This is a genomic window from Methanobacterium spitsbergense, assembly GCF_019931065.1.
In the GTDB taxonomy this organism is placed as follows: Archaea; Methanobacteriota; Methanobacteria; order Methanobacteriales; family Methanobacteriaceae; genus Methanobacterium_B; species Methanobacterium_B spitsbergense.
Genome location: NZ_JAIOUQ010000003.1, coordinates 495,304 through 517,826 on the forward strand (window position 1 = coordinate 495,304; position 22,523 = coordinate 517,826).

The following is a 22,523-nucleotide window of genomic DNA, read 5'->3' on the forward strand; positions in this document are numbered from 1 at the left end:
TGAGTTACATACATTTATAAAAGGAGGGAATTTATTGGGATCCTATTTCAGGGAAGATATCGAAACTTTACCTCGAGATGAGCTAGATGAGCTTGTTGATGAACGCATACGTTACACAGTAGAATATGCTTATGAAAATTCACCTTTCTATAGGAAATGGTTCGATAAAACTGGTACAATCCCCTCTGATGTTCAAGATCACGAGGATCTCAGAGAACTACCAGTTGTATCAGGCGAAGTTATAAGGGAGAACCAGCCTCCAGAGACTAATATATTTGAGTTTAAATCTACTTCGTGGAAAAATGTTTTCACAATACATGAAACTAGTGGAACCAGCGGTGTTCCAAAATCATTTTTTCTGACTTGGGGAGATTGGCAGCGTTATTCAGAGAAGTATGCTCGTGCATTCGTATCTCAGAACTTTGAATCAGGTGACAGAGTTGTTGTGTGTGCATCGTATGGTATGAACATTGGTGCAAATACAATGACTCTTGCAGCGCAAAAAATTGGTATGACCATAATTCCTGAGGGTAAATGCACTTTTCCAGTTAGAATTATTAAGAACTATGAGCCAACTGGCATCGTTGGAAGTGTATTCAAACTACTGCGTCTTGCACATAGGATGGAGTCTGAGGGAATTAAACCTTCAGAATCAAGTATAAAGAGACTTATAGCTGGTGGAGAAAGTTTTTCTGAGGAATCACGTAAATACCTACAGGAAGTATGGGATGTTCCAGTTTACAATACATATGGAAGTACAGAAGGCACTATGTGTGGGGAGTGTATTAAAAAGAGCGGATTACATGTGCCTGAGGATCTTGTTCACCTTGATGTATATAATCCTCAGCTTGAAAACTTTGTAGAAGATGATGAATGTGGTAGAATTGTTCTAACAACCCTTTTACCTTTAGGTGGAAAAACAGGAAATTTGCTCATTAATTATGATACTGATGACACAACCACAGTAGTATCACGCCATAGATGTAAATGTGGAAGAACTCATATGAGAATAATGAATCCTCAGAGGGAATCAGAAACTGTATGGGTTTCTGGTTTTCCATTTAACAAGGTAGATGTTGAACAGGGAGTTTTTCAACGTGAAAACATGGATTATTTAACAGGAGAATATGAAGCATTTATATATGGGGATAATGATGAGGCAACTTTAACGGTTAGGGTTGAATGTGATGATCCTGTTAGTTGTGATAAGGACATAGTTGAAAACAATTTTATCAAAACATTCTTTAAATACAAACCTGGTCTACAGCAAGCACACACAGATGGAACATTTAACATTATGTTCGATTTTACTGAATCAGAAGGTTTAGAATTTTATAGAATTAAGGGAAGACCTAAACGTTTGATAGACCGCCGATGATTTAAACATAACTAACAATTTTTTTTATAATTCATTAAAATAAGAAGAATTTAATTATTCAGATGGATTTTCCAAACAAAAAAAATATATTATGATGTAATTGATAGAAAAATTTTTTATTTCCAAAATAAAGTTTCATTTCAATTTTAATGAATAAAAAGGGAATATAGGAGAAATGAATATGTTAAACGCTGAAACTTATATAACAAAGGATAAAGGAATTGGGGGCAAAATCAGAACAAAATATGAAGATTTTTATGTTGAAGAAATACCTGAACATCTGCCCAGTGGAACCGGACCCAACACATGGATATTAATTGAGAAAATAGGCAGAAATACCCTTGAAGTAGTACTTGACATTGCAAAGGAGTTTAAGATCAGTCGAAAAAGAATGGGATTTGCAGGTATGAAGGATAAATCTGCCTTAACAAGACAATGGTTATGTGTTTCAAACAGTGAAGCATCGGAGTTAGTGGGATTAGAAGACAAATTATACAATGTAAAAGTACTTGAAATTAAACAGAATGAGAAAAAACTCAGGATAGGACAACTTATCGGTAACAAGTTTAGAATTTTAATCAGAGATACAGAAAATCCTGAAAATGATGTTAAAACTGCTAATAATATTTTAAGTAAACTAGAGACAGTTGGTGTACCTAATTATTATGGATGGCAGAGGTTTGGAAAGAACAGACCAAATACTCACAGGGTTGGAGAATACATTGTTCAAAATGATATTAAAGGTGCAGTAGATTCTTATATTGGAAACCCCTATCCTAAAGAAAAGGACCATATAAAGTCTGCCAGACAATATTATGATGATGGGGAACTGGAAGAGGCTTACGAGAGTATGCCTGCGGGAATGAGATATGAGAAGATGATGCTCAGGGAGCTAATGAAACAAAAGCGAAAAAAAGGAGAACTTAATGAAAATTCATATAAAATAGCATTGGAAAGCCTTCCTAAACCACTAAAACGAATGTTTGTTCATGCATATCAGTCTTACCTATTCAACAAGGTTGTGAGTGAGAGATCAAAACTTGGAATAGATAAATATGTCGATGGAGATATAATAATCGACAACGAGGAACATTTAGTACATGAATTTGATATAAATAATATAAATGAAAGAATAAAGTCTTTTGAGGTTCATCCAACAGCACCACTTTATGGTACTAAAGTACCACTTGCAGAAGGAGTGGTTGGTAAAATAGAGCAAAAAGTTCTCGATGATGAGGGAATAAAACTAGAAGATTTTGAATGTCCAAAAACTCCAAAATTAGGAAGTCATGGACTTAGAAGAGCTATAAGATTTAAAATATGGGATATTTCTGCAGTTGAAACTTCTGAAGGAGTACTCACAGAGTTTTCCATTCCAAAAGGATGCTATGCAACTGCTGTTCTCAGGGAAATAATGAAAGAAGATGTGTATTAACTAAAATTCAAAATATGAGTTATTTGATGTTAATACCATTTTTTAATGCACTTTTATATGGGTTCTGAGTCTGTAATAAAATGTTGAATTTAGAGAATTTATATGGAAATGATTTGTTTGTAATTTAAAAAAATTTAGTTAAAAATATTTAATGATTGTTAAAGTATATTTTTAACTATTTTACCATCTTTAATTACCAATAATATATTATTTGGATCTCCTAATGACTTTATATTTGTTAATGGATCGTATTTGCTTATAACAATGTCTGCAAGTTTTCCAAATTCAATTGAACCCAATTTTTCTTCCCATCCTAAACTTTCTGCTGCTTTCTTTGTTCCTGCAACGATTGCTTCCATAGGATCCATTCCCATATCACACATGTATCCTAGTTCATCAAGGTTGCGACCGTGTGTTATAACACCCGAATCTGTTCCCATTATAATTTTAACTCCAGCTTTGTAAGCCTTTCTAATGTTATTTTCATGGACTTTTTCCATACGAATAGCATCGTCACGACTCCAGTCAGGGATTGCAGATGTTTCATCTTCTGCTAATTCTTTGTTTATCTTCATTGCTATGAATGTGGGAACAAGGAAGGTTCCATTGGAAATCATCAGTTCTATACATTCATCATCAAGACATGTTCCATGTTCAATTGAATTCGCTCCTGCGTTGATAGCATTTTTAATACCTTTAGTTCCATGTGCATGGGCCACAACTTGTAAATTCCTGTAGTTGGCTTCTTCAACTATGACTTTCAATTCTTTCATGGAAAACTGAGGATATTCCGGACGATCATTCGCACTTATTACTCCCCCTGTAACCATGACCTTAATTACTTCTGCGCCTGCACGCATAATTTCCCTTACAGTTTTCCTAACTTCTTCTTCACCATCAGCAATTCCATCTGGATAACCTGGATATATTGGTTTAATATCAAAGCCAGAATTTAACCAAAAATCAAAATGTCCACCTGTAATAGAAAGAGGTGAAACTGAGATCTGAAGACGTGGTCCAATAATAATTCCATTATCAACTGCCAGTTTAACTCCTACATCCGCAAGACCTGCATCTCTAACACTTGTCACTCCTGCATTAATAGTACGTTTCATTCGTTCTATGGCATTATAAAAATATAATGAAAGGGGTGTGTATATGGTTTCTTCCCGTGTAAAGCCCTCTGTCATAAGGTGAACATGGGCATCTATGAAACCAGGTAATATGAAACTTCCTTTTACATCTACAATGTTAATTTTTTCAGCAGGGATTTTTATAGATTCTTCTAACCCTGCAGCAACTATATGATTATCTTTTATTAGAACAGCCGCATTTTGGATGGGAGTTCCTCCATTTCCATTGATTAAAATCCCGTTATTAATAAGTAAGTACGACATTTGTTACCATCTCTCAAATTTTAGTTTTCACAATTGTTAATACTATATTTTTAAAGTTCTTATTTTTTGTTAAAATAAGTCTTGTTATAAAATAGTAAATGCGGACTTTACCATGCATATACAAACTGCAAAAGCTACAACAGTTTAATATATCTTTTATTTATTTTTTTGAAATTTATTAATCTTTTGTAAATTCTTTTACTAATTTTCACTAATCAATCAATGAACCTATAAACCTTTCTTTTATAATTAAAAAGAAAATGTTATTAAATATTATGATAAAAGCATATAATAATAAGTTTAAAGGGAGGTGAAAAGATGGTAGAAGTAAAATGGACGCCTGTAATAATTGGTCTAGTAATTGCAATAATACTCAGTATAATTCTTGAACTTTTAATTGGATCATGGGGAGGCATTATCGCTTACTTAATAGCAACGATATATGTTGGTTATACAGTAGGTGGAAACTACACAAATGGGGCTATACATGGGGCACTTGTTGGCATAGTTGCAGCAATAATTGTTGGTATACTTGCTATTGTTGGTTTTGGAGTAGCGCTTGGGGCAGCAGGAGCTGGAGCTGGAGCATTAGTGCTGATCATAGGCATAATCTACGGTTTGGTAGTTGGTGCAATAGGTGGAGCTATAGGGGTTTTAATAAAAGGTACAGGTTAGATACTGTACTGAATTTAATCCCTAAATTTTCTTTTTTTAAAAATAATTTTTCAATCAATTCGATAATTCTAAATTAATTCTAATTATTTTTACAAAAAATATTAGTAATTAAAATAAATAATGTATATTTGTAATGAATTGAAAACACCAGAATTATAGACTTATAATGTACAAATTTAATTCTAATAAAATCTAAATTAAAGGAGGAGTTATATGGTTAACTGGGGAGCTGTTATAATTGGATTTTTCCTTTCAATAATTCTTGGAGGAATATTTGCAATAATTATTCCAATTTGGGGAGGATTATTAGGTCTACTTTTAGCAGGCATGGCAGTAGGGTATATAGTGGGTGGTGACGCAATGAATGGTGCTGTTAACGGTGCACTTGCAGGAGTATTCGGAGCCATAGTACTTTCATTCTTGCTACTTATAGCTGGAACTTTAATTTTAGGTATTATTGGATTCGCTGCAGCCACAATAACCTCTTTATTCATTCTTGTTGGCTTCATAGGCGTAATGATAGTAATGGCTGTTGGAGGAGCTATAGGATCCGTTGTGAAAAACGAACCAGAGGTAAGAGTAGTAGAGTACAGAGGTCCTTAATATTATGATCCATAAATAAATTATAAAAAATTGAATATAACTTCGAATATCTTAAGCAGGAGAAAACATGATCGATCAAAAATCAGTAATAATAGGATTTCTAATAGCATTAGTACTTGTTTTGGCAATGGGACTCATATTTCCGATTGGACAATTCGTAGCTGTACTTATAGGGGCCATAGTCGCAGGATATCTTGCCAATAAGAAAGCAAAAATTACAGTGGTAGAAGCCGCATTACATGGAATATTAGTGGGAATATTCACGGGAATAGTTCAGATTTTAGTTGTCTTTGTACGATCAGGATTTTCAGAAACCGTAGCCAGTATTCTAATAATTGCGGCTCTAGTATTAATAGGCGCTTATATTATTATTGGGGCACTTGGAGGGATAGTTGGAACACTTATCGGTGTAAAATCAACTAATTCTCCTGAAATAAAAGAAGATCAACCTAAATAAATTACAAAGGTGTATAAAATGACTGATTGGAAGGCTATTGGAATAGGGGCACTTATTAATGCAGTACTAACCATTGTACTAACAATTATTATGTTCCCACTATTCTTTTTAGGGCCAGTTATTGGGGGATTTATGGCAACTTATCTGGCACATGATAATACAATGTACTACACTAAAAACCAGGCTGAAGGGGCTGCCGATGGTGCAGTATCTGGAGTAATAGGGGGATTAATAATTGGGGCAATTTTCATTTTAGGATTTGGAGCTTTAAGTACAATTATTGGGCTCGTATTTACTCAAGTAGGAGTAATTGCAGGTACCATAACCTTGATAACTGGAATGTTTATAACACTCATTTCTGTAATTATCGGAGGAGTTTTAGGTGCTATTGGAGGGGTTATAGGATTTTCTGTGAAAGAAAAAGGGTCAATAAGAGTTGAAGTTGATTAAAACTTCGATTTATTTTTATTGAATAATTCAAATTAATAAAATGATTTTGTTTAAATTTTTCAATTACTGATGATTAATATTACAGTATTTTCAAGCAACCTAAATTTGCATCAACAATGATTTGATCTCCATTATTGATTAAATTATAAATATCAGATTCAGGATGATCAACCATAGGAATTTCTCCCATTATGGCTCCTGTAGCTATTATGGGTTCAGCTTCAATAGCAACAATTGCAAGAGGAGCTGTTTTGTTTTTTGCCATTTGATACAATACATACGAACCAACTGTTGAACCTTTTCCAGATGGGATGATTAGGATCTTTCCCCCTATACTTTTACCATAAAGGTCGTGATTTGAATCTGTAACAACACCCTTTTCAGGGTCAACTCCTCCAAGGAAGCTCAATGGATATTTAGTTAGTATAACCTCACCTTTTGCGCAACCTTTTGAGATTTTTCTACATTTTATGATTTTTTTTGTCATTGTTACACTTTAATTAGTATATTTATTTTAGATATTTTATGCATTAGATTTGTAAAATAAAAAAAGAATAAAAAATAAAGCCATTAGGCGTTATTCATTCAATTTCCAATTTAATTCCACCAATTCTTGGTTGTAGGTAATTGTAAAGAGCGGCTGTAATTGCATATATTACAAATCCAAAAATTAAACTAACTACAATACTTGTAACCAATGATATTAATTCAGGTATTATTGCTGCACCTACTGCAATGGATATTATTAAACTAATAACCTGTATTAAGAAAGAAAATAGGGTTATTACGATAGCAGTTATTAATGCAAATGAGACTACTGGAATTGATTCTATTTCATGGAATTTTCCAATTGCATTCCCGAAATTAAATTGTATCCCTCCGATTTTTGGAGCCAGGAAGTTGTAGAAAATTGTCATTATTGCCGATGAAATAAAAGTCAAAATGAACATCCCAATAGGCACTCCTATTACTAAAATTAACAGTCCTATTAGTCCCATCCCTCCAAAATTAGGCAAACCTGGAATTGCAGTACCAGCTGCACTTGCAGATAATGCGGCGGCCTGTAAACCTAATACTAAGATGGGACCCACTATTAACATAATAATGAAGACGATAATTCCGGATATTGCCGAGATCATAAAAGCAAAGGGCACTACAGGAACATTTTTAATCTCTTTTAACTCTTCAAAACCCAGTTTTATGGATCCTATTTTAGGAACTAATAAATTATAAATTAGGGCTGTTAAAAAGGATTGAACAATACTCAGTAAAAATCCAGCAGTAGGGAATAGTAAAAGCAGTGCTATTATCAAAGTTACAATGAAACTTGCATTTGCCCCTGCACTAGAAACTGCACCTATACTTAATATTATTATGAAAAATATTGCATATATCACTGACAATACAGCTGCAATTGAAGACATCATTATGGTATAAGGTACAATTTGAATGGATTTAATATCTTTAACTTGAATCAATGCATACACCTCCAAATCTATGTAAAATACTATCTAATTATGGTTGTATATAAATTTTTTTTACTTAAATAATCTATAAACAACATCAGAAATAGTTAAATTAAAATAAATATAATTTAATCCCATTTTGAAACATTTTTTTAATATTTATTTTTAATATTGTTTTAAAAAAATATAAAAATAAAGGTTTTAACCTTTATTCAAGTCCTAACTGAACTCCGCCAATTCTTGGTGCAAGGAAGTTGTAGATTATGGTTATAAGTGCAACCATGATGAATGCTCCAATGAAGTATACAATTATACTTGCTATTAGAGCTACAATTCCTCCAACTGCGTCTCCAGATGCTGCCATTGTTATCAATTGTAATATTCCTCGAATAAGTCCGAATATTAATGCAACTGATGCTATAGCCAGCGATGCTGCAACAACGGGTATTGAGGATATTTCATGTAATGCGCCTGCAGGTGTAAATAATAATTTCACTCCACCTACTCTAGGTATTATGAAGTTATAGAATATTGCTGCCAGTGCATGTCCAATGAATCCAAATATAAAGACTAGTATTGGTAGTGCAATGATTAAAATCAATGCTAACACTACGCCTCCAGTTCCTACGGCTGAGCCTGTTGGAAGGGTTGCAGGTGTCATGTTTGTTGCATTTGCTGCTACGTTGGCTATTAATGGAATCAATGTGCTTGTTAGTGTAGTCAGTGGTACAAGAAGTGCAGCAAGTACTAGGCCAAATATGAACGCCCATATAGCTTCAACAACAGATAATATCAATGCAAAAGGGACAACTGGTACAGAACGAACTTCGTTGCCATCTATTCCTAATTTTACGCCACCAAGTCTAGGTACAAGCATGTTGTAAATGAGTGCAGTTACAAATGAAATTGTAATTTCGACAAGGAACGTTAAGATAGGGTATAGTATTATCATTGATATACCGAGGCTAGCAAATACTAGTCCTGCCGCTGGTATAAATGCTGCAAATGCTCCGAAGAAAATTAATAGTATTATTGCTCCTATAAGTGCTAAAATTGCATTAACTGAAGATGACATCATAGTGAAAGACACTAGATCAATTGATTTTATTTCTTTAACGTCGACCATCTTTTTTCACCTCCTTTCTTGTTATAATACTTATCTCTATTCAATAACATATATTAAATTTTCGTTGTAGTAAAACAAGTAAAAGCTGTAGATAATGTAATTTAAAACTGAATTTAGACATTTACATAAAAATAAGGATTTGTATAATTAATCATCTTTAAATTTCATTTTAATGTAAAGATCAATTAAAAATTTAAAAAGGGGAAAAAATTTAAAAAAATGAATTAAAACCATTTCCTTGATTCTGCCAATACATTGTCAACCATTTGTATAGAAGATCCAATGTAAGTATGGGGATCCATTATTTCTTCAATTTCACTCGGGGAAAGGAATTTGGTTATCTCTCTGTTAGAGGATATAATCTCCTTCAAACCACTATCTAATTCGTATGCGTCCATTGAAGATTCTCTTACAAGGGCATAAGCAGTTTGTCTTCCAACACCTTTTCGTGTGAGTTCTGCCATTACTCTTTCTGCCATTATTAATCCATGACTTAGATTAAGATTTTTTTCAATATTATCCTGCTTGAAAATCAGATTATTAAAAAGTTTTAGACTGAGTTTTATAATATAATCAGTTAACATGCAAGATTCAGGTAATATAATTCTTTCACAGGATGAATTGGTAAGATCCCTTTCATGCCATAGTGGATTGTTTTGAAGTGCAGGAGCTACATATGCCCTTATTACTCTAGAAATACCACATATTCGTTCTGCAGTAATTGGATTCATTTTATGAGGCATAGTACTAGAACCAACCTGTTTCCGGGGATCAAAACTTTCACCAACCTCATTTATTTCTGTTCTTTGTAGGTTTCTTATTTCCAAAGCCATTTTTTCGAGTGTACTGGCAATATTGGCAAGATCCATTATGAACTCGGCATGTGCATCCCTTTGGACAATTTGATTTGAGATTATAACTGGTTTAAGTCCTAGAATTTCTGAAACTTTTTTATGGACGGCCAGACCATCAGTTCCAAGAGCTGCAGTTGTTCCAACTGCACCGGTCATCATTCCAACACAAAGTCTTTCATTACATTCATCAAGTCGGTTTAGTTGTCTGTGCAGCTCATCTGCCCAGATTGCAAATTTCATTCCGTAGGTTGTTGGGAGTGCATGTTGCCCATGGGTTCTTCCAATACAAACATTTTCCTTATTTTCACTAGCTAATCCCAGAAGTGTCTTTGTTAATAGAGTTAATCGATCTTTAAGGATTTTAATGGATTCTTTAAAAAGCAAAGATTGTGATGTATCAATTATATCATTAGATGTAGCTCCAAAGTGAACATATTCTCCCGCATCATTTTCACATACTTCTGCAAGCGCCTTGACAATTGATGCAATATCATGATTTGTTTCAGCTTCTATTTCAGATACTCTTTTCGATGTTACAAATTCAATGTTGGCTTTGGATTTTATTTCTACTGCAGCTTCTTTAGGTATCATGTCCATTTGAGCTTCTGCTTCTGCAAGGGCAGCTTCTACTTCAAGCATCTTTTGAAGTTTGTTATCTGTTTCCCAGACTTTTCTCATTTCTTCAGTTCCATATCTGTATTCTATTGGGTGGATAGCCATGTTAAAAAACTCCATTAAAAATGTTCTTAAAAGTCATAATAAAAAATTATAAAATTATCAATTAAATATTCATTCAAATTCCTAATTATGTAAAATCAAAGTAGGTTAAAAATCCTACTACGAGTATGTAAACCTCAGCGCAATACAGAAAACTGCAAGAACAATAGTCATAATTACTACCTGTTCTGGTGTAAGCTTAGGTCCCTTAGTTTCCTCTTCAAAGTATCTAACGAGTCCGGCACCGCTTGGAGGAAGTACTTGTTTATCCTTTTTTGCCATTAAATCACCACTTAAAATTGATCAATAATTATTAACAATAATATTCATTTATTGTGTTGAATCTTATTGATTTTAAACTTTATATTTATACTGGTTTTTATACTATAGTTTTAATCAATTTTTTTAATATCCATAGTTATAATATTGTTATAAATTATATATAAAATAAATATAACTAAGAGCTAATTAAATGAATTTATACTTTAAACAGATAAATATGATTTAATACTCATTTCTAAATTAAAATATATGTTTATTTTAAATCCCATAATATTTAACAGTATATTTTAGAAAAAAAGCTTACAATGGCCCGTTATTTGAGATAAAACAGAATTAATAGATGTATAATGTCTCTTACTTAAATATTAATGTTTTTAATAAAGTTTAAATGTGGTTTTATACATAGATAAAGTATAGAATTTCCCTATTAAAATTTTTTTGTATATTAAGATTTGTTTGATTAGTTTTTGTAATAACATTAAATTCATAGAATTCAATATCAATGGGAAAAGGGAATATTATGGGATACTTCGAAAATTTAGAAGAAGAAACTTTGAAGCTGTATGAAATAGCAAAGGAAGCAAGACTTAAGGGGCATGATATAGAGCTTGAACCTGAAATTCCTCTTGCAAAGGATCTTGCTGAACGTGTTGAAGGACTTGTTGGGCCCAAAGGGGTTGCGGCTAGAATAAAAGAATTAGAAGATGATATCTCTCGTGAAGAAGTTGCATTCTTAATAGCCAGGGAAATAGTTACAAAAAAAGATGTTGAAGGACGAGAGGATAGCATAGAAGTTCAGGAACAGAAGTCTGACCAGGCAATTAGAACAGCTCTTGCAATATTAACAGAAGGTGTTGTTGCTGCACCTTTGGAAGGTATTGCTAAGTTGAAAATCAAAAGAAACTTTGATGGTGGATGGTATCTTGCAGTTTATTTTGCAGGACCTATAAGGAGCGCAGGTGGAACTGCAGCAGCAATGGCAGTTCTTATTGGAGATTATATAAGAATTTCACTGGGACTTGATGCATATAAACCCACAGACACAGAAATTGAAAGGTATGTTGAAGAGGTTGAGCTCTATGAATCAGAGGTTACCAATCTTCAATATTCTCCAAAACCCGATGAAGTCAGAGCAGCTACAAAAAATATACCTGTAGAAGTTACTGGAGAACCAACAGATAAAATAGAAGTTTCGCACCGTGATTTGGAACGTGTTGAAACTAACAACATAAGAGGTGGAGCTCTATTAGCTATTGCAGAAGGAGTTATACAAAAAGCACCTAAAGTTTTAAAATACGCCAATATCTTAAAAATTGATGGATGGGAATGGTTAGGAGAATTTTCTAAAACTTCTGATCCAAAAGATGATGACGGTGATGCTCCTAAAGTAGATGACAAGTATATGAGAGATATAATTGGAGGAAGACCCGTTTTAGCTTATCCGCAGGCCAAGGGAGGTTTTAGATTAAGATATGGTAGATCAAGAAATGCTGGACTTGCTGCTATGGGTATACATCCTGCAACAATGGAAATTGTTGAGTTTCTAGCTGTTGGAACACAGATGAAAATTGAAAGACCGGGAAAAGGAAACTGTGTAGTACCATGTGACAGTATAGACGGACCAATTGTCAAGATGAAGGATGGTAGTGTTGTTAAGGTTGAATCCGAACAACAGGGAAAGAAAATAAAAAATCAAGTAGATGAAATTATATCGTTGGGAGACATGCTGGTACCATTTGGAGAATTTCTAAGAAATAACCATATTTTACTCCCTGCTGGCTGGTGTGAGGAATGGTGGGTTCAGACCATTGAAAATTCCAACCTTTACTCAGAAGGAGATATGGATATAAAATCATTAGAAAAAGCTAATATAAACTCTAAAAGAGCTTTTGAAATTTCTGAGAAATATCATGTGCCACTACACCCAAAATATACATATTTTTACCATGATATCACTCGACAAGACATTAATCAACTTGTAACATTTTTACATGAAAATATTGGTATAAGTGATATAAACATGGATATAAATGGGGGAAATGGAAATGCCCCTAAAGAGGAGGATTCTCTAAATAATGATCCTTCTACCGGTTTAACGATTAAGATGGGACCTGAAAAACGAATTTTGGAAGTTTTAGGTGTTCCTCATCAAGTTGTGGGGGAGAATATGATCATTGCCCATGATCATGCATACTCACTTTTAAAAACACTTAATGAACCCATAACATTTTCCGATGAATCAACCACTCTAGAATCAATTAATAAAGTTTCTCCAGTTAAAATAATGGCAAAAGCACCAATATACCTTGGTTCAAGAGTAGGAAGGCCGGAAAAGACCAAAGAAAGGAAGATGAAACCTGCACCACATTCACTTTTCCCCATTGGAACCAATGGAGGAAGCAGACGTAATATTGTTGATGCAGCAAAAAAGGGAATTATCAGCGTGGATATTGCCAGATGTAAGTGTACAGAATGCGGTGTTGGATCAATGCAGGCAATATGTCCAGTATGTGGTGCAAGAACTGTTCCAACAAGTTCTGGAAAGAAAAGAATCAATTTAGCCAATTTATTGAAGAAAGCATATAAAAATGTGGGTGTGAGAAAGATCGATGAAATAAAGGGAGTTATAGGAATGATTTCTAAAGAAAAATTCCCAGAACCTCTTGAAAAAGGAATTCTTCGATCAAAAAATAATGTTTTTACATTCAAAGATGCCACTATTAGGCATGATTCAACTAATTTGCCATTGACACATTTTATACCTCGCGAAATAGGTGTTACTCCTCAAAAACTCATAGAATTGGGTTATACTAATGATATTCATGGAAATAAAATTGAAGATGAAGAACAGATGGTTGAAATCAAAATTCAAGATGTTGTAATATCTGATAATTGTGCAGAATACCTTATAAGAGTTTCAAATTTTATTGATGATCTTTTAGAAGAATTTTATGGACTTGAAAGGTTTTACAATATAAAAAGTAGAGAATATCTTATTGGACAGCTGATTGTTGGTCTTGCACCACATACATCTGCAGGTGTTCTAGGAAGGATAGTTGGATTTACAAAGGCTGCTTGTTGTTATGCACACCCATATTTCCATTCTGCTAAAAGAAGAAACTGTGATAGTGACGAAGATTCCATAATGCTTTTATTAGATGCTTTATTAAATTTTTCGAAGGTATACCTTCCCAGTACTAGAGGGGGAAGAATGGATGCACCACTGGTTTTATCATCTAGGATAGATCCTGAAGAGATAGATGATGAATCGCACAATATAGATGCAATGTCAAAGATTCCAATTGAACTTTACGAAAAAACATTAGAATTTGCAAAACCCTCTGATGTTCTGGACCTTGTTGATAATGTTAAGAAGAGACTTGGAACTGATGATCAATATCATGGATTAATATTTTCTCATGAGACATCTAGTATCCATAGCGGGCCAAAACTTTGTCTCTATAAGATGCTTCCAACTATGAAGGAGAAGGTTGATGGACAAATTAAACTTGCAGAGAGGATCAGAGCGGTTGACCAGAAAGGAGTTGTTGAAGGTGTTCTCATGTCTCATTTCCTACCTGACATGGCAGGTAACAGTAGGGCATTTTCAAGGCAAAAAGTTCGATGTACAAAATGCAACAAGAAATATAGGAGAATACCTCTTTCTGGTGAATGTGTGTGTGGTAACAATCTAATCCTTAGTATATCAAAAGGATCTGTTGTTAAATACTTGGAAATATCCAAAGATCTTTCCCAAAGATATCCTATTGATAATTATTTGATTCAGAGGATAGAACTCATTGAATCAGGTATAAACTCATTATTTGAAAGTGATAAGTCAAAACAAAGTTCTTTAGACGTGTTTCTATAATTAAAATATTTAATGGAGTGAAAATTATTATTCGTATTAAACCAAACATTTATTATTTGGAAGGTTAATTGTATATCTATAACAATGTTTTTATAATCCACAAACATCCTTTGGATGATGGATTTCAAACCATGTTAAATATGTACACCAAGACTATGCAAAAAACAAGATTTAAAAGTCATAAAAATTAATATAAAATACAGGTGTTGCCAATGAGGGAGGATATTGAAAGGAACGAGCGTATTATTGCTGCTCTTCCTACAATGGCACAAACATGTGTCATAAAGAATAACGGAATATTTGAAAGGTTCTCACACGAAAAGATAGTTAAATCATGCCTTATGGTAGGTGCTCCATTATGGGCTGCGGAGAAGATTTCTTCGTACGTTGCAAAATCAGCATATGATGGTGTATCCACAGCTGAGATAAAGATACTGGTCTATGATTGCCTTAAAAGGGTAGACAGAAAAATTGCTGACAAGTATCTGGCATCGAATGCTCTTAGGGTAAGAACTTCGAGGGATACAATAGAACCCTTTGATCAGAGAAAGATTGAAAAGACTCTTATTATTGAAACTGATGCTTCTGGAGAATTAGCTAGAAAGATTGCTACAGAAACATGGAAAGAGCTTAAAAAACTTGATGTGGATTATTTAACTGCTCCAATGATAAGGGAAATTGTAAACACTAAACTTGTTGAGTACGGTCTAGAAACACTACGTAAGAAGTATACAAGGCTTGGTATACCGGTTTACAACATCACTAACCTAATACGAAATGGTTCTCGTGATAACGCTAACATGATACACAACCCTGAAACTGTGCATAAGTACGTTGCAGACGAAGCACTGAAACAATATGCTTTGCTAAGAATCCTTCCAAACGAACTTGCAGATGCTCATTTAGGTGGAGATATTCATATTCACGATCTTGAATTTTTTGCAGGAAGGCCATTAAACTGTCTACAGCATGATCTACGTTTTTTTATTAAACATGGTCTTAAGGTAGATGGAACAGGAGATCACACATCTGTTGCAGGACCTCCTAATCATATCGAAACCCTCATGAACCATTCTGGAGAAATAATGCTCGCAGCCCAGCAGAATATGAGTGGAGGGCAATCAATGAGTCTTTGGAATGTTTTTGTAGCACCATTTGCTTCAGGACTTCCATACGAAAAAGTTAAACAGGCAGTGCAGATGTTCATATACAATTTAAATATGGCATACGCAGCTAGAGGATCACAAGTTCCATTCACATCCATAAACCTTGAATTTACAGTACCAAAATTCCTTGAAGACGAACCAGCCTATGGTCCAAAGGGCAAACTTGTAGGGGTATATGGAGACTACGAGGAGGAAACTCGAATCCTTCAAAGAGCTTTTACAGAAACTCTTCTAGACGGTGATTCAGATGGAAAACCACACCTTTTCCCAAATACCATTTATGCTTTAAGAGATGAGGTTTTAAAGGATGAATTTGAAGAAGATATAAGACTTGTACATGAACTTTCAGCTAAATATGGAACAGCTTACTTTGTTAATATGCTTCCTAGTTATAGGGGAAAGATGGCAAATTATATGGGCTGCAGAACGTCCCTTAGTGACAACTGGACAGGGGAATGGCAAAAAGATTGTTTCCGTACTGGAAACCTGGCTTATGTTACATTAAATTTGCCTAGGATAGCCTACAATTCACGGGATGATAACGATGTTTTTGATTATCTAGATTCTTACATGCACCTTGGAGAAGAAGTTTTAATGCTTCGAAGGGAACAGGCAATGAACTGCCTAGATAATTACAATCTACTACCTTTCCTTACACAGGAAGCAGAAGGAGACAGATATTACAGTATTAACAATGCAACACTTTCATTTGGTTTTGTTGGTTTAAATGAAATGTTAATTGCCCATTGTGGAGAAGGAATAGAAGATCCTGATGCAAGGAAATTTGGATTGAAGGTAATCAAATATATGAATAAAAGGGCTGACGAGCTCAAGGATGAAACAGGCCTCAGATGGAGTGTTCTCCAGACCCCGGCAGAATCAACAGCGTACCGGTTTGGAATGTTAGACAAGGAGAAATTTGGAGACAAAGCAGTATTACAAGGGGATGATGTAGCTTCTTACTACACTAACTCTTCCCACGTGCCTGTGAACTCAGATGTTCTCTTGCCAGAGAAGATCAAGATAGAAGAAAAATTCCATCCATTAACACTTGGGGGTCATATATTCCATGCATTCATGGGAGAATCATATTCCGACCCAGATTCACTTATGAGTCTAACTAACAAAATCGCTAAAAACTCGGATATAGGATTTTGGGCCTACAGTTCCGCACTTAGCTTCTGTATAAAGTGTAAAACACTTATGAAAGGTCTTCAAACGAAATGTGGAACTTGTGGTGAAGAAACAGAAGTTGAATGGTACGATCGTATCACAGGATATGTTCAACAAGTAGGACGATCCAGATCAGCTTCGGGTGGTTGGAATCCGGGTAAAATGAGGGAGCTCATGGATAGAAAGAGGCTTTAACTACTCTATAATTTTTTTGATTAATATTTTTTTTAAAAGATTAATTTTTTTGGAACTATTTAATGGAGAAGTTGAGATGACAGTTGAAGCTGACGAATCGAAACTACTGAAGAGAATGAAAGATCTTCATAAAGAAATAGATGTGATGAATGATGATAAATTTAGATTTTCTGAAATTAATTTGGATTACATCAAAAATGAACTTTTTACTTCGGATTTTATGAAAACTCACACAGATTTTCCAAGTTTTGAAAAGATGATTGGATCTACTAGTTTTAAAATAGAAAATGAGATAGAATTTAGAGATGCAACAGACACAGCTGAGTGGAATCAATGCATTATGAAACATACTGAATTTAAAAATTGGAATGAAATGTTAAGAACTTCAGTTATTGAGAGGGCAACTAGAAAGTTGATGGTTAAAACATTGTAGTAATTTTTGGAACATTTAATACAATTGAAAATCTATGTAATATTTTGATAATTTGAATTTTACTAATTGTGTGTGATGGTTTATGGATAAGAATGTAGTTTACCAAAGGATCAATGAATTGTGCAATGCTTTCGAAGAAAAACAGATCGAGATATTCCAATGGCTTCATCAGCATCCCGAACTTGCTTTTCAAGAGTTTCAATCAGGACAGTTTATTGTAGATTGTCTAAATGAAATGGATGGAATTGAAGTAATATATCCTATTGCCAAAACAGGTATCAAAGCAGTGCTTTATGGTGAAAATCTCGGACCTACGGTTTCATTACGGGCGGACTTTGATGCCTTGCCAGTAAAAGAAGAAACAGGCTTAGACTATGCATCAAAGTCTAAAGGGACATATAATAAGCAGAAAACCTATGTTGCCCATGCATGTGGTCATGATGCAAGTGCTGCATCTGCAATAGGTACTGCAAAAGTTTTAAGTCAACTTAAAAATGAGTTAAATGGAAAAGTTGTTTTCTTATTCCAACCTGCAGAAGAGGGTGCACCTCAGGGTATGGTAGGTGGTGCTGAACTAATGGTTAAAGAAGGTGCATTAAAAAATCCTGATGTTCAGGCAATATTTGCACTACATCCTTACAGCAAAGCATATCCTGGAAATGTATTATTAAGCAAAGGAACTACTCATGCAAGTTTAAACGATTTAATAATCAAAATCAAAGGGATCCAAGCTCATGGTTCAATGCCATGGGTGGGTAAGGATCCTATATTAGCTGGAGCAGCAATCATAAATGCCCTGCAGTCCATTATTAGTAGAGAAGTTGATCTAATGAAAGGTGCAGCTGTTATTACTGTAGGTTACTTTCATGGGGGCATTAAAGTTAATATAATTCCTAAAACGGCTGAAATGGGTTTAACAATCAGATCTCTTGATGAAAGTACGCAAAAACTGCTTTTAAAACGTATAAATGAAGTAGCAGATTTAACTGCTAGGGCGCATGGGTGTGAGGTCGAAATTATCCCTGGACAACATGATCCATTGAATAGAAACAATAGTGAACTATGCAAAAACATGCTACCCACTCTTCAAAGAGTTGCAGGGAAAGATAAACTCAATTATAAACATGCCACCACGGGTTCAGAAGATTTCTCATATTTTTCTCAGAAAATTCCTGGTTTATACTTGCATTTTGGAAGTGCACCTTTAAAAAATCCACTATCTCAATCAAAACCCAATCATCATCAGGGATTTCAAGTAGATGAGTTGTCTTTAAAATTTGCAACTAGATTAGAATGTAACCTATTATATGACTATCTTAGAAACAATTCCTAAATTTAAACTACTTAAATTTGAATATTTTTATTTTCTATTTTTGTATTCTAGAATGGAATGTACTGGAGTATCATTTTTGAATAGTATAGGCTTTGTTACTGATTCTGAAGAAGTTCCGAAGCCATGTGCGATCATGGTATGTCTTCCAGCTCCACCAGCTACAACCAAAACTACATCTTTGGGTGAACGTGTTATAGGGACATTATCATCAATAATCCATTTATCATCAAGTTTTCTGCCTCCTTTGTCTCCATGTTCAACAGGAACAATAGAATTTTCATGCAAGAATTTTTTTACATCATATTTATTCAATCCGTCTTTTGAGATGGTTCTAGCATGTTCTGGGCTCATTATCACTAAGATTTCTCCAGGAACATGGCTGTTGTTGCACCCTGCTGTTGAAGCTGTGTGTGATATTGTTTCCAAAAGATCTTCTGCATTTGTGCTTCGATGATCATTAACATTGTGAGGTGCTTCTACAGCAATAACTGTAGATGTACTTGTGTCTGGTTCAAAACCACGTTCAACATGTAATGATTCCCATGGATTTTCAGATTCTTCTTCGGCAAATACGTAGCTGTACTTAGCGGGAGATCCCATTGTAGCATGGTCTCCAATCCCTGGAACAGCTCCAGCAATATTAATTAAACATAATCTCAATGCTCTACCTATACTGGCATTTGCAAGATTACCTGGACCAAGACAGCCCACACCACTTGCAGCGCCAATTTCTCTAGAAATGGGGCCGTTGAGGATCATACATACAGAAACTGGATGGGTGGTTGCATTAACACTTGTAAGATTGAATTTTTTGCTCGAAATTGCTTCTATCCCATGTTGTATCATTGGCATAAATTGTGGTTGACATCCTGCCATTACAGAATTGATTGCTACTTTTTCAACTGTGGCTTTCCCTTGTCTTGGTGGTAGTATTGCAATAATATCTTCTGGAGTAAGATCTGTATAATTTAGAAATTTTCTAACTCTTTCTCTAGTTGGTGGTATGATTGGGAGACCATCTGTCATTCTGCGGATGTAGAAATTGTAACTGGTTTTTTCCGGATCTGGATCTACAAAAAACTCAATATCATTTGTTCTATTTTTACAGAGTCGCTCATTTTTTGCATCATTCAATTCTAGGATATCATCAATTGAACAACTGCAATTCTGCACATTTGAATGTAGTTTATTATTTCTGGCCATGTTTTCACTTCATGGGATCTGTAGGATATATTTAAGTGATGGGATAATAGGCAGTGTTCTTATTTGGATTTCGTTGTCTGAAAGTCCAGCAATTGGATGTTCTACACTTAATATGCGAAGATCTTCTGCACCATGAGATTTTGCAAGTTCATGTGCGAATTCCGTGAATCTTTCGGAACATATGGAAATTGTTGGCACACCCTTTTTTTCAAGACGTATAGCATCAAGGATTACCCAACTAGAGCAGGAACCACAGTCTCCAAGAGTGATCAAAGCAAGTTCTCCTTCAGCAGCGTTTTCAAGCTGTTCTAAAGTTGCAGGAGCCCCTGCTGGCTTTTTTACAGATATGAATTTTCTATTACCAAGGTTTTCTGCTAATGAAGACAGAATAATATCTGCTCCAGGTTTTGTGTTATCCACTAATGAAATAAACTCAAAATCATGCGGAATTGGATTTAGAACTAGTTTAACTTGATCTATAGCTCCTAATGGATCTAGAGTATCCTTTTCAACAATTTTTACTTGCATTTTATCCCTTTCAGTATTTTAAAAAAAAACAAAAAATTGAAGTTTGAGTTTTTTTACTCTTCCAACCTAAATCTCTTAATCACAAGATCCTTGTCAATTGATAAAACAAATGATGCCGCTCTAGGGCCTTGCTTTTTCCCGGTCATCACCTTATAAATTGCTTGGAAAGCCTTTTGAGGTTTGATCTCCAAGTTATGGATAATGGTGTATAATGCATCATGGAATTCCTCTGGGTTATAACTGCCATTTTCAAGAAGATCAGCAACCTCTAACAAGAATTCTTTTTGTTCATCATTGATTTCAACTCTTGGAAGTTTGTTCAGTACCTGGAATTTTACAAATTCTGGTGCATAAAGTTCAAGCCAGTTTTTAACATGATTTATTCGGGTTTCCAATCTTTCAACGTCAACAGCATCAATTTCAGCGAATGTTTTTTCTGCCATTGATTTTGATAGCTGCGAGTTTTTCTTTAATATATCAAAAACTTTCTCAGGATCTTTGCCTGCTATCTGGTATGCAACAGTCATGAACCTATATGAAGGATGAAATGGCATGGATTCAGAAATTTCGATTTGTGATGCTTCGTATATTTTTTTAAGTTTTTGCTCCTCTTTATCTGAGGATGCTTCTTCTTCTCCATAATATATACGTTCAACACGATCGTACTGTTCAATGAAATCTAAAAATGGCATTGAAGGGCTGAAATCTTTATGTTTCAGTGGTTTGCTTCGGAATATAAAATAATTCAACGTCTCTGGTTCAGCTATTTCGAGCCATTGTTCAGGTGTGAAAAATACTCCATGAGATTTGGACATGGCTTCTCCCTTGAGTGTTATCCACTCGTATGGTACTGGATATGGTGCTTCGTAACCAAAGATATCCTTTGATATGATTTTACTCACATCGTATGAACCTCCACTTGCGGCATGATCCTTTCCAAAGGGTTCGCATGTTATTCCAAATATTTTCCACCTAGCAGCCCATTCAACACGCCAAGTTAATTTTCCATCACCTGTTTTAATATCCATTTGGCCCTTATGTCCGCATTTACAACTGTAAAATACAATGTCACCATCGTAACTGTGAGCATAAGTGGTGTTCACACGTCCACATTCCTGACAAATAGGGTTATATGGGAGCCAATTTTCTTTTAAAGGATGTTCTCGGAATTTATTGAAAATTTCTCTGATTTTCGGGGCTTTTTCAAGAGCAATTCTGATATATTCATCGTACATCCCTTCTTTGTACATTTTGGCACCAGAATAAACTTCAAGTTCTATTCCAAATTTTTCAAGTATGCTTAGAAGGGGTTTTTCAAAGTGTTCAACAAAGTTGGAACAACATCCCTCAGGACAAGGTATTTTGGAATAGGGTATACCTAGATATTTTTCATAGGACTCTGGAAGAGGGTAAGGAACCTTCCTCAATGGGTCATGATCATCTGCTATCCATATAGTCTTTGAATTTGTATCCATTTTTTTAAGGGCTTTGGTCACAGCATTGGCTATGAATATATCACATGAATTTCCGATATGTATAGATCCTGATATGGATGTTCCACTAGCAACAACATGCTCTGGTACATCTTTTTCATTTAATTCGTCTGCGATCCTTGTGATCCAGTGTTTCAATAACATCACCTTTATAGATTATAATAGATTATGAAAATATTGTAAGATTTATTTAACCATTTATTTTAATTGAATAAAAATGATATGAGTTAATCAATTAATTATTTATTTTTAAACAAATCTTGGTTAAGGATATCCTCATTTCAATTA

19 protein-coding genes are annotated in these 22,523 nt (G+C 34.5%); 10 read left to right on the plus strand and 9 right to left on the minus strand.

The genetic code is table 11. The annotated features are described in order from the left end of the window. Nucleotides 1-34 precede the first annotated feature (34 nt). Entirely contained in the window at nucleotides 35-1,378 is a 1,344-nt protein-coding gene (gene ftsA / locus K8N75_RS03735; protein ID WP_223790775.1) for a coenzyme F390 synthetase, read from the plus strand. 181 nt (nucleotides 1,379-1,559) lie between these two features. Then, nucleotides 1,560-2,813, plus strand: coding sequence for a tRNA pseudouridine(13) synthase TruD (gene truD, locus K8N75_RS03740; protein WP_223790776.1), 1,254 nt, complete (start codon nucleotides 1,560-1,562; stop codon nucleotides 2,811-2,813). Nucleotides 2,814-2,971: 158 nt separating this feature from the next. On the opposite strand, the gene K8N75_RS03745 is transcribed toward truD, so the two are convergent. Continuing rightward, the gene (locus K8N75_RS03745) at nucleotides 2,972-4,210 is read right to left on the minus strand and encodes a metal-dependent hydrolase family protein (protein ID WP_223790777.1); all 1,239 of its coding nucleotides are present in this window, start codon (nucleotides 4,208-4,210) and stop codon (nucleotides 2,972-2,974) included. A gap of 318 nt (nucleotides 4,211-4,528) precedes the next feature. Between K8N75_RS03745 and K8N75_RS03750 the strand changes: the two genes are divergently transcribed. From K8N75_RS03750 to K8N75_RS03765, 4 genes are all read left to right on the plus strand, one after another. Further along, complete coding sequence (locus K8N75_RS03750) at nucleotides 4,529-4,885, plus strand: DUF5518 domain-containing protein (RefSeq protein ID WP_223790778.1); 357 nt, start codon at nucleotides 4,529-4,531, stop codon at nucleotides 4,883-4,885. A 213-nt stretch (nucleotides 4,886-5,098) separates the two neighbouring features. Then, nucleotides 5,099-5,488 (plus strand): DUF5518 domain-containing protein, encoded by a 390-nt coding sequence (locus K8N75_RS03755; protein WP_223790779.1) that lies wholly within the window; start codon nucleotides 5,099-5,101, stop codon nucleotides 5,486-5,488. Nucleotides 5,489-5,555: 67 nt separating this feature from the next. Further along, on the plus strand, nucleotides 5,556-5,945 hold the full coding sequence (locus K8N75_RS03760) for a DUF5518 domain-containing protein (protein WP_223790780.1): 390 nt from the start codon (nucleotides 5,556-5,558) through the stop codon (nucleotides 5,943-5,945). 18 nt (nucleotides 5,946-5,963) lie between these two features. Continuing rightward, complete coding sequence (locus tag K8N75_RS03765) at nucleotides 5,964-6,395, plus strand: DUF5518 domain-containing protein (protein ID WP_223790781.1); 432 nt, start codon at nucleotides 5,964-5,966, stop codon at nucleotides 6,393-6,395. Between the two features lie 79 nt (nucleotides 6,396-6,474). On the opposite strand, the gene K8N75_RS03770 is transcribed toward K8N75_RS03765, so the two are convergent. The 5 genes from K8N75_RS03770 to K8N75_RS03790 all read right to left on the minus strand — a co-directional run bounded on the left by K8N75_RS03770 (nucleotide 6,475) and on the right by K8N75_RS03790 (nucleotide 10,840). Beyond that, the gene (locus K8N75_RS03770) at nucleotides 6,475-6,870 is read right to left on the minus strand and encodes a DUF126 domain-containing protein (protein ID WP_223790972.1); all 396 of its coding nucleotides are present in this window, start codon (nucleotides 6,868-6,870) and stop codon (nucleotides 6,475-6,477) included. 106 nt (nucleotides 6,871-6,976) lie between these two features. Next, entirely contained in the window at nucleotides 6,977-7,873 is an 897-nt protein-coding gene (locus K8N75_RS03775) for a hypothetical protein (protein ID WP_223790782.1), read from the minus strand. Between the two features lie 196 nt (nucleotides 7,874-8,069). Next, complete coding sequence (locus tag K8N75_RS03780; protein WP_223790783.1) at nucleotides 8,070-8,987, minus strand: hypothetical protein; 918 nt, start codon at nucleotides 8,985-8,987, stop codon at nucleotides 8,070-8,072. A 224-nt stretch (nucleotides 8,988-9,211) separates the two neighbouring features. Continuing rightward, nucleotides 9,212-10,561 carry an adenylosuccinate lyase gene (gene purB, locus K8N75_RS03785; RefSeq protein WP_223790784.1) on the minus strand — a complete coding sequence of 450 codons (1,350 nt, stop codon included), beginning with the start codon at nucleotides 10,559-10,561 and terminating at the stop codon, nucleotides 9,212-9,214. A 117-nt stretch (nucleotides 10,562-10,678) separates the two neighbouring features. Then, the gene (locus K8N75_RS03790; RefSeq protein WP_048192214.1) at nucleotides 10,679-10,840 is read right to left on the minus strand and encodes a preprotein translocase subunit Sec61beta; all 162 of its coding nucleotides are present in this window, start codon (nucleotides 10,838-10,840) and stop codon (nucleotides 10,679-10,681) included. A gap of 520 nt (nucleotides 10,841-11,360) precedes the next feature. Here K8N75_RS03790 and polC point away from each other — a divergent pair. The 4 genes from polC to K8N75_RS03810 all read left to right on the plus strand — a co-directional run bounded on the left by polC (nucleotide 11,361) and on the right by K8N75_RS03810 (nucleotide 19,011). Further along, the gene (gene polC / locus K8N75_RS03795; protein ID WP_223790785.1) at nucleotides 11,361-14,711 is read left to right on the plus strand and encodes a DNA polymerase II large subunit; all 3,351 of its coding nucleotides are present in this window, start codon (nucleotides 11,361-11,363) and stop codon (nucleotides 14,709-14,711) included. A 263-nt stretch (nucleotides 14,712-14,974) separates the two neighbouring features. After that, complete coding sequence (gene nrdD / locus K8N75_RS03800; RefSeq protein WP_223790973.1) at nucleotides 14,975-17,245, plus strand: anaerobic ribonucleoside-triphosphate reductase; 2,271 nt, start codon at nucleotides 14,975-14,977, stop codon at nucleotides 17,243-17,245. A 76-nt stretch (nucleotides 17,246-17,321) separates the two neighbouring features. Then, nucleotides 17,322-17,678 (plus strand): hypothetical protein, encoded by a 357-nt coding sequence (locus tag K8N75_RS03805; protein WP_223790786.1) that lies wholly within the window; start codon nucleotides 17,322-17,324, stop codon nucleotides 17,676-17,678. A gap of 82 nt (nucleotides 17,679-17,760) precedes the next feature. Next, nucleotides 17,761-19,011: a M20 metallopeptidase family protein gene (locus tag K8N75_RS03810; protein ID WP_223790787.1), complete on the plus strand. Its 1,251-nt coding sequence runs from the start codon at nucleotides 17,761-17,763 to the stop codon at nucleotides 19,009-19,011. Nucleotides 19,012-19,038: 27 nt separating this feature from the next. On the opposite strand, the gene K8N75_RS03815 is transcribed toward K8N75_RS03810, so the two are convergent. Genes K8N75_RS03815 through lysS form a run of 3 tightly spaced genes read right to left on the minus strand, consistent with a single transcriptional unit; the run spans nucleotide 19,039 to nucleotide 22,373 of the window. Further along, a complete protein-coding gene (locus tag K8N75_RS03815; protein WP_223790788.1) occupies nucleotides 19,039-20,214 on the minus strand; it encodes a hypothetical protein in 1,176 nt (391 codons plus the stop codon). Between the two features lie 9 nt (nucleotides 20,215-20,223). Then, nucleotides 20,224-20,742 carry a UGSC family (seleno)protein gene (locus K8N75_RS03820; RefSeq protein WP_223790789.1) on the minus strand — a complete coding sequence of 173 codons (519 nt, stop codon included), beginning with the start codon at nucleotides 20,740-20,742 and terminating at the stop codon, nucleotides 20,224-20,226. A gap of 53 nt (nucleotides 20,743-20,795) precedes the next feature. Then, nucleotides 20,796-22,373, minus strand: a complete 1,578-nt coding sequence (gene lysS, locus K8N75_RS03825) for a lysine--tRNA ligase (RefSeq protein WP_223790790.1) — start codon at nucleotides 22,371-22,373, stop codon at nucleotides 20,796-20,798. Between the last annotated feature and the right edge of the window lie 150 nt (nucleotides 22,374-22,523).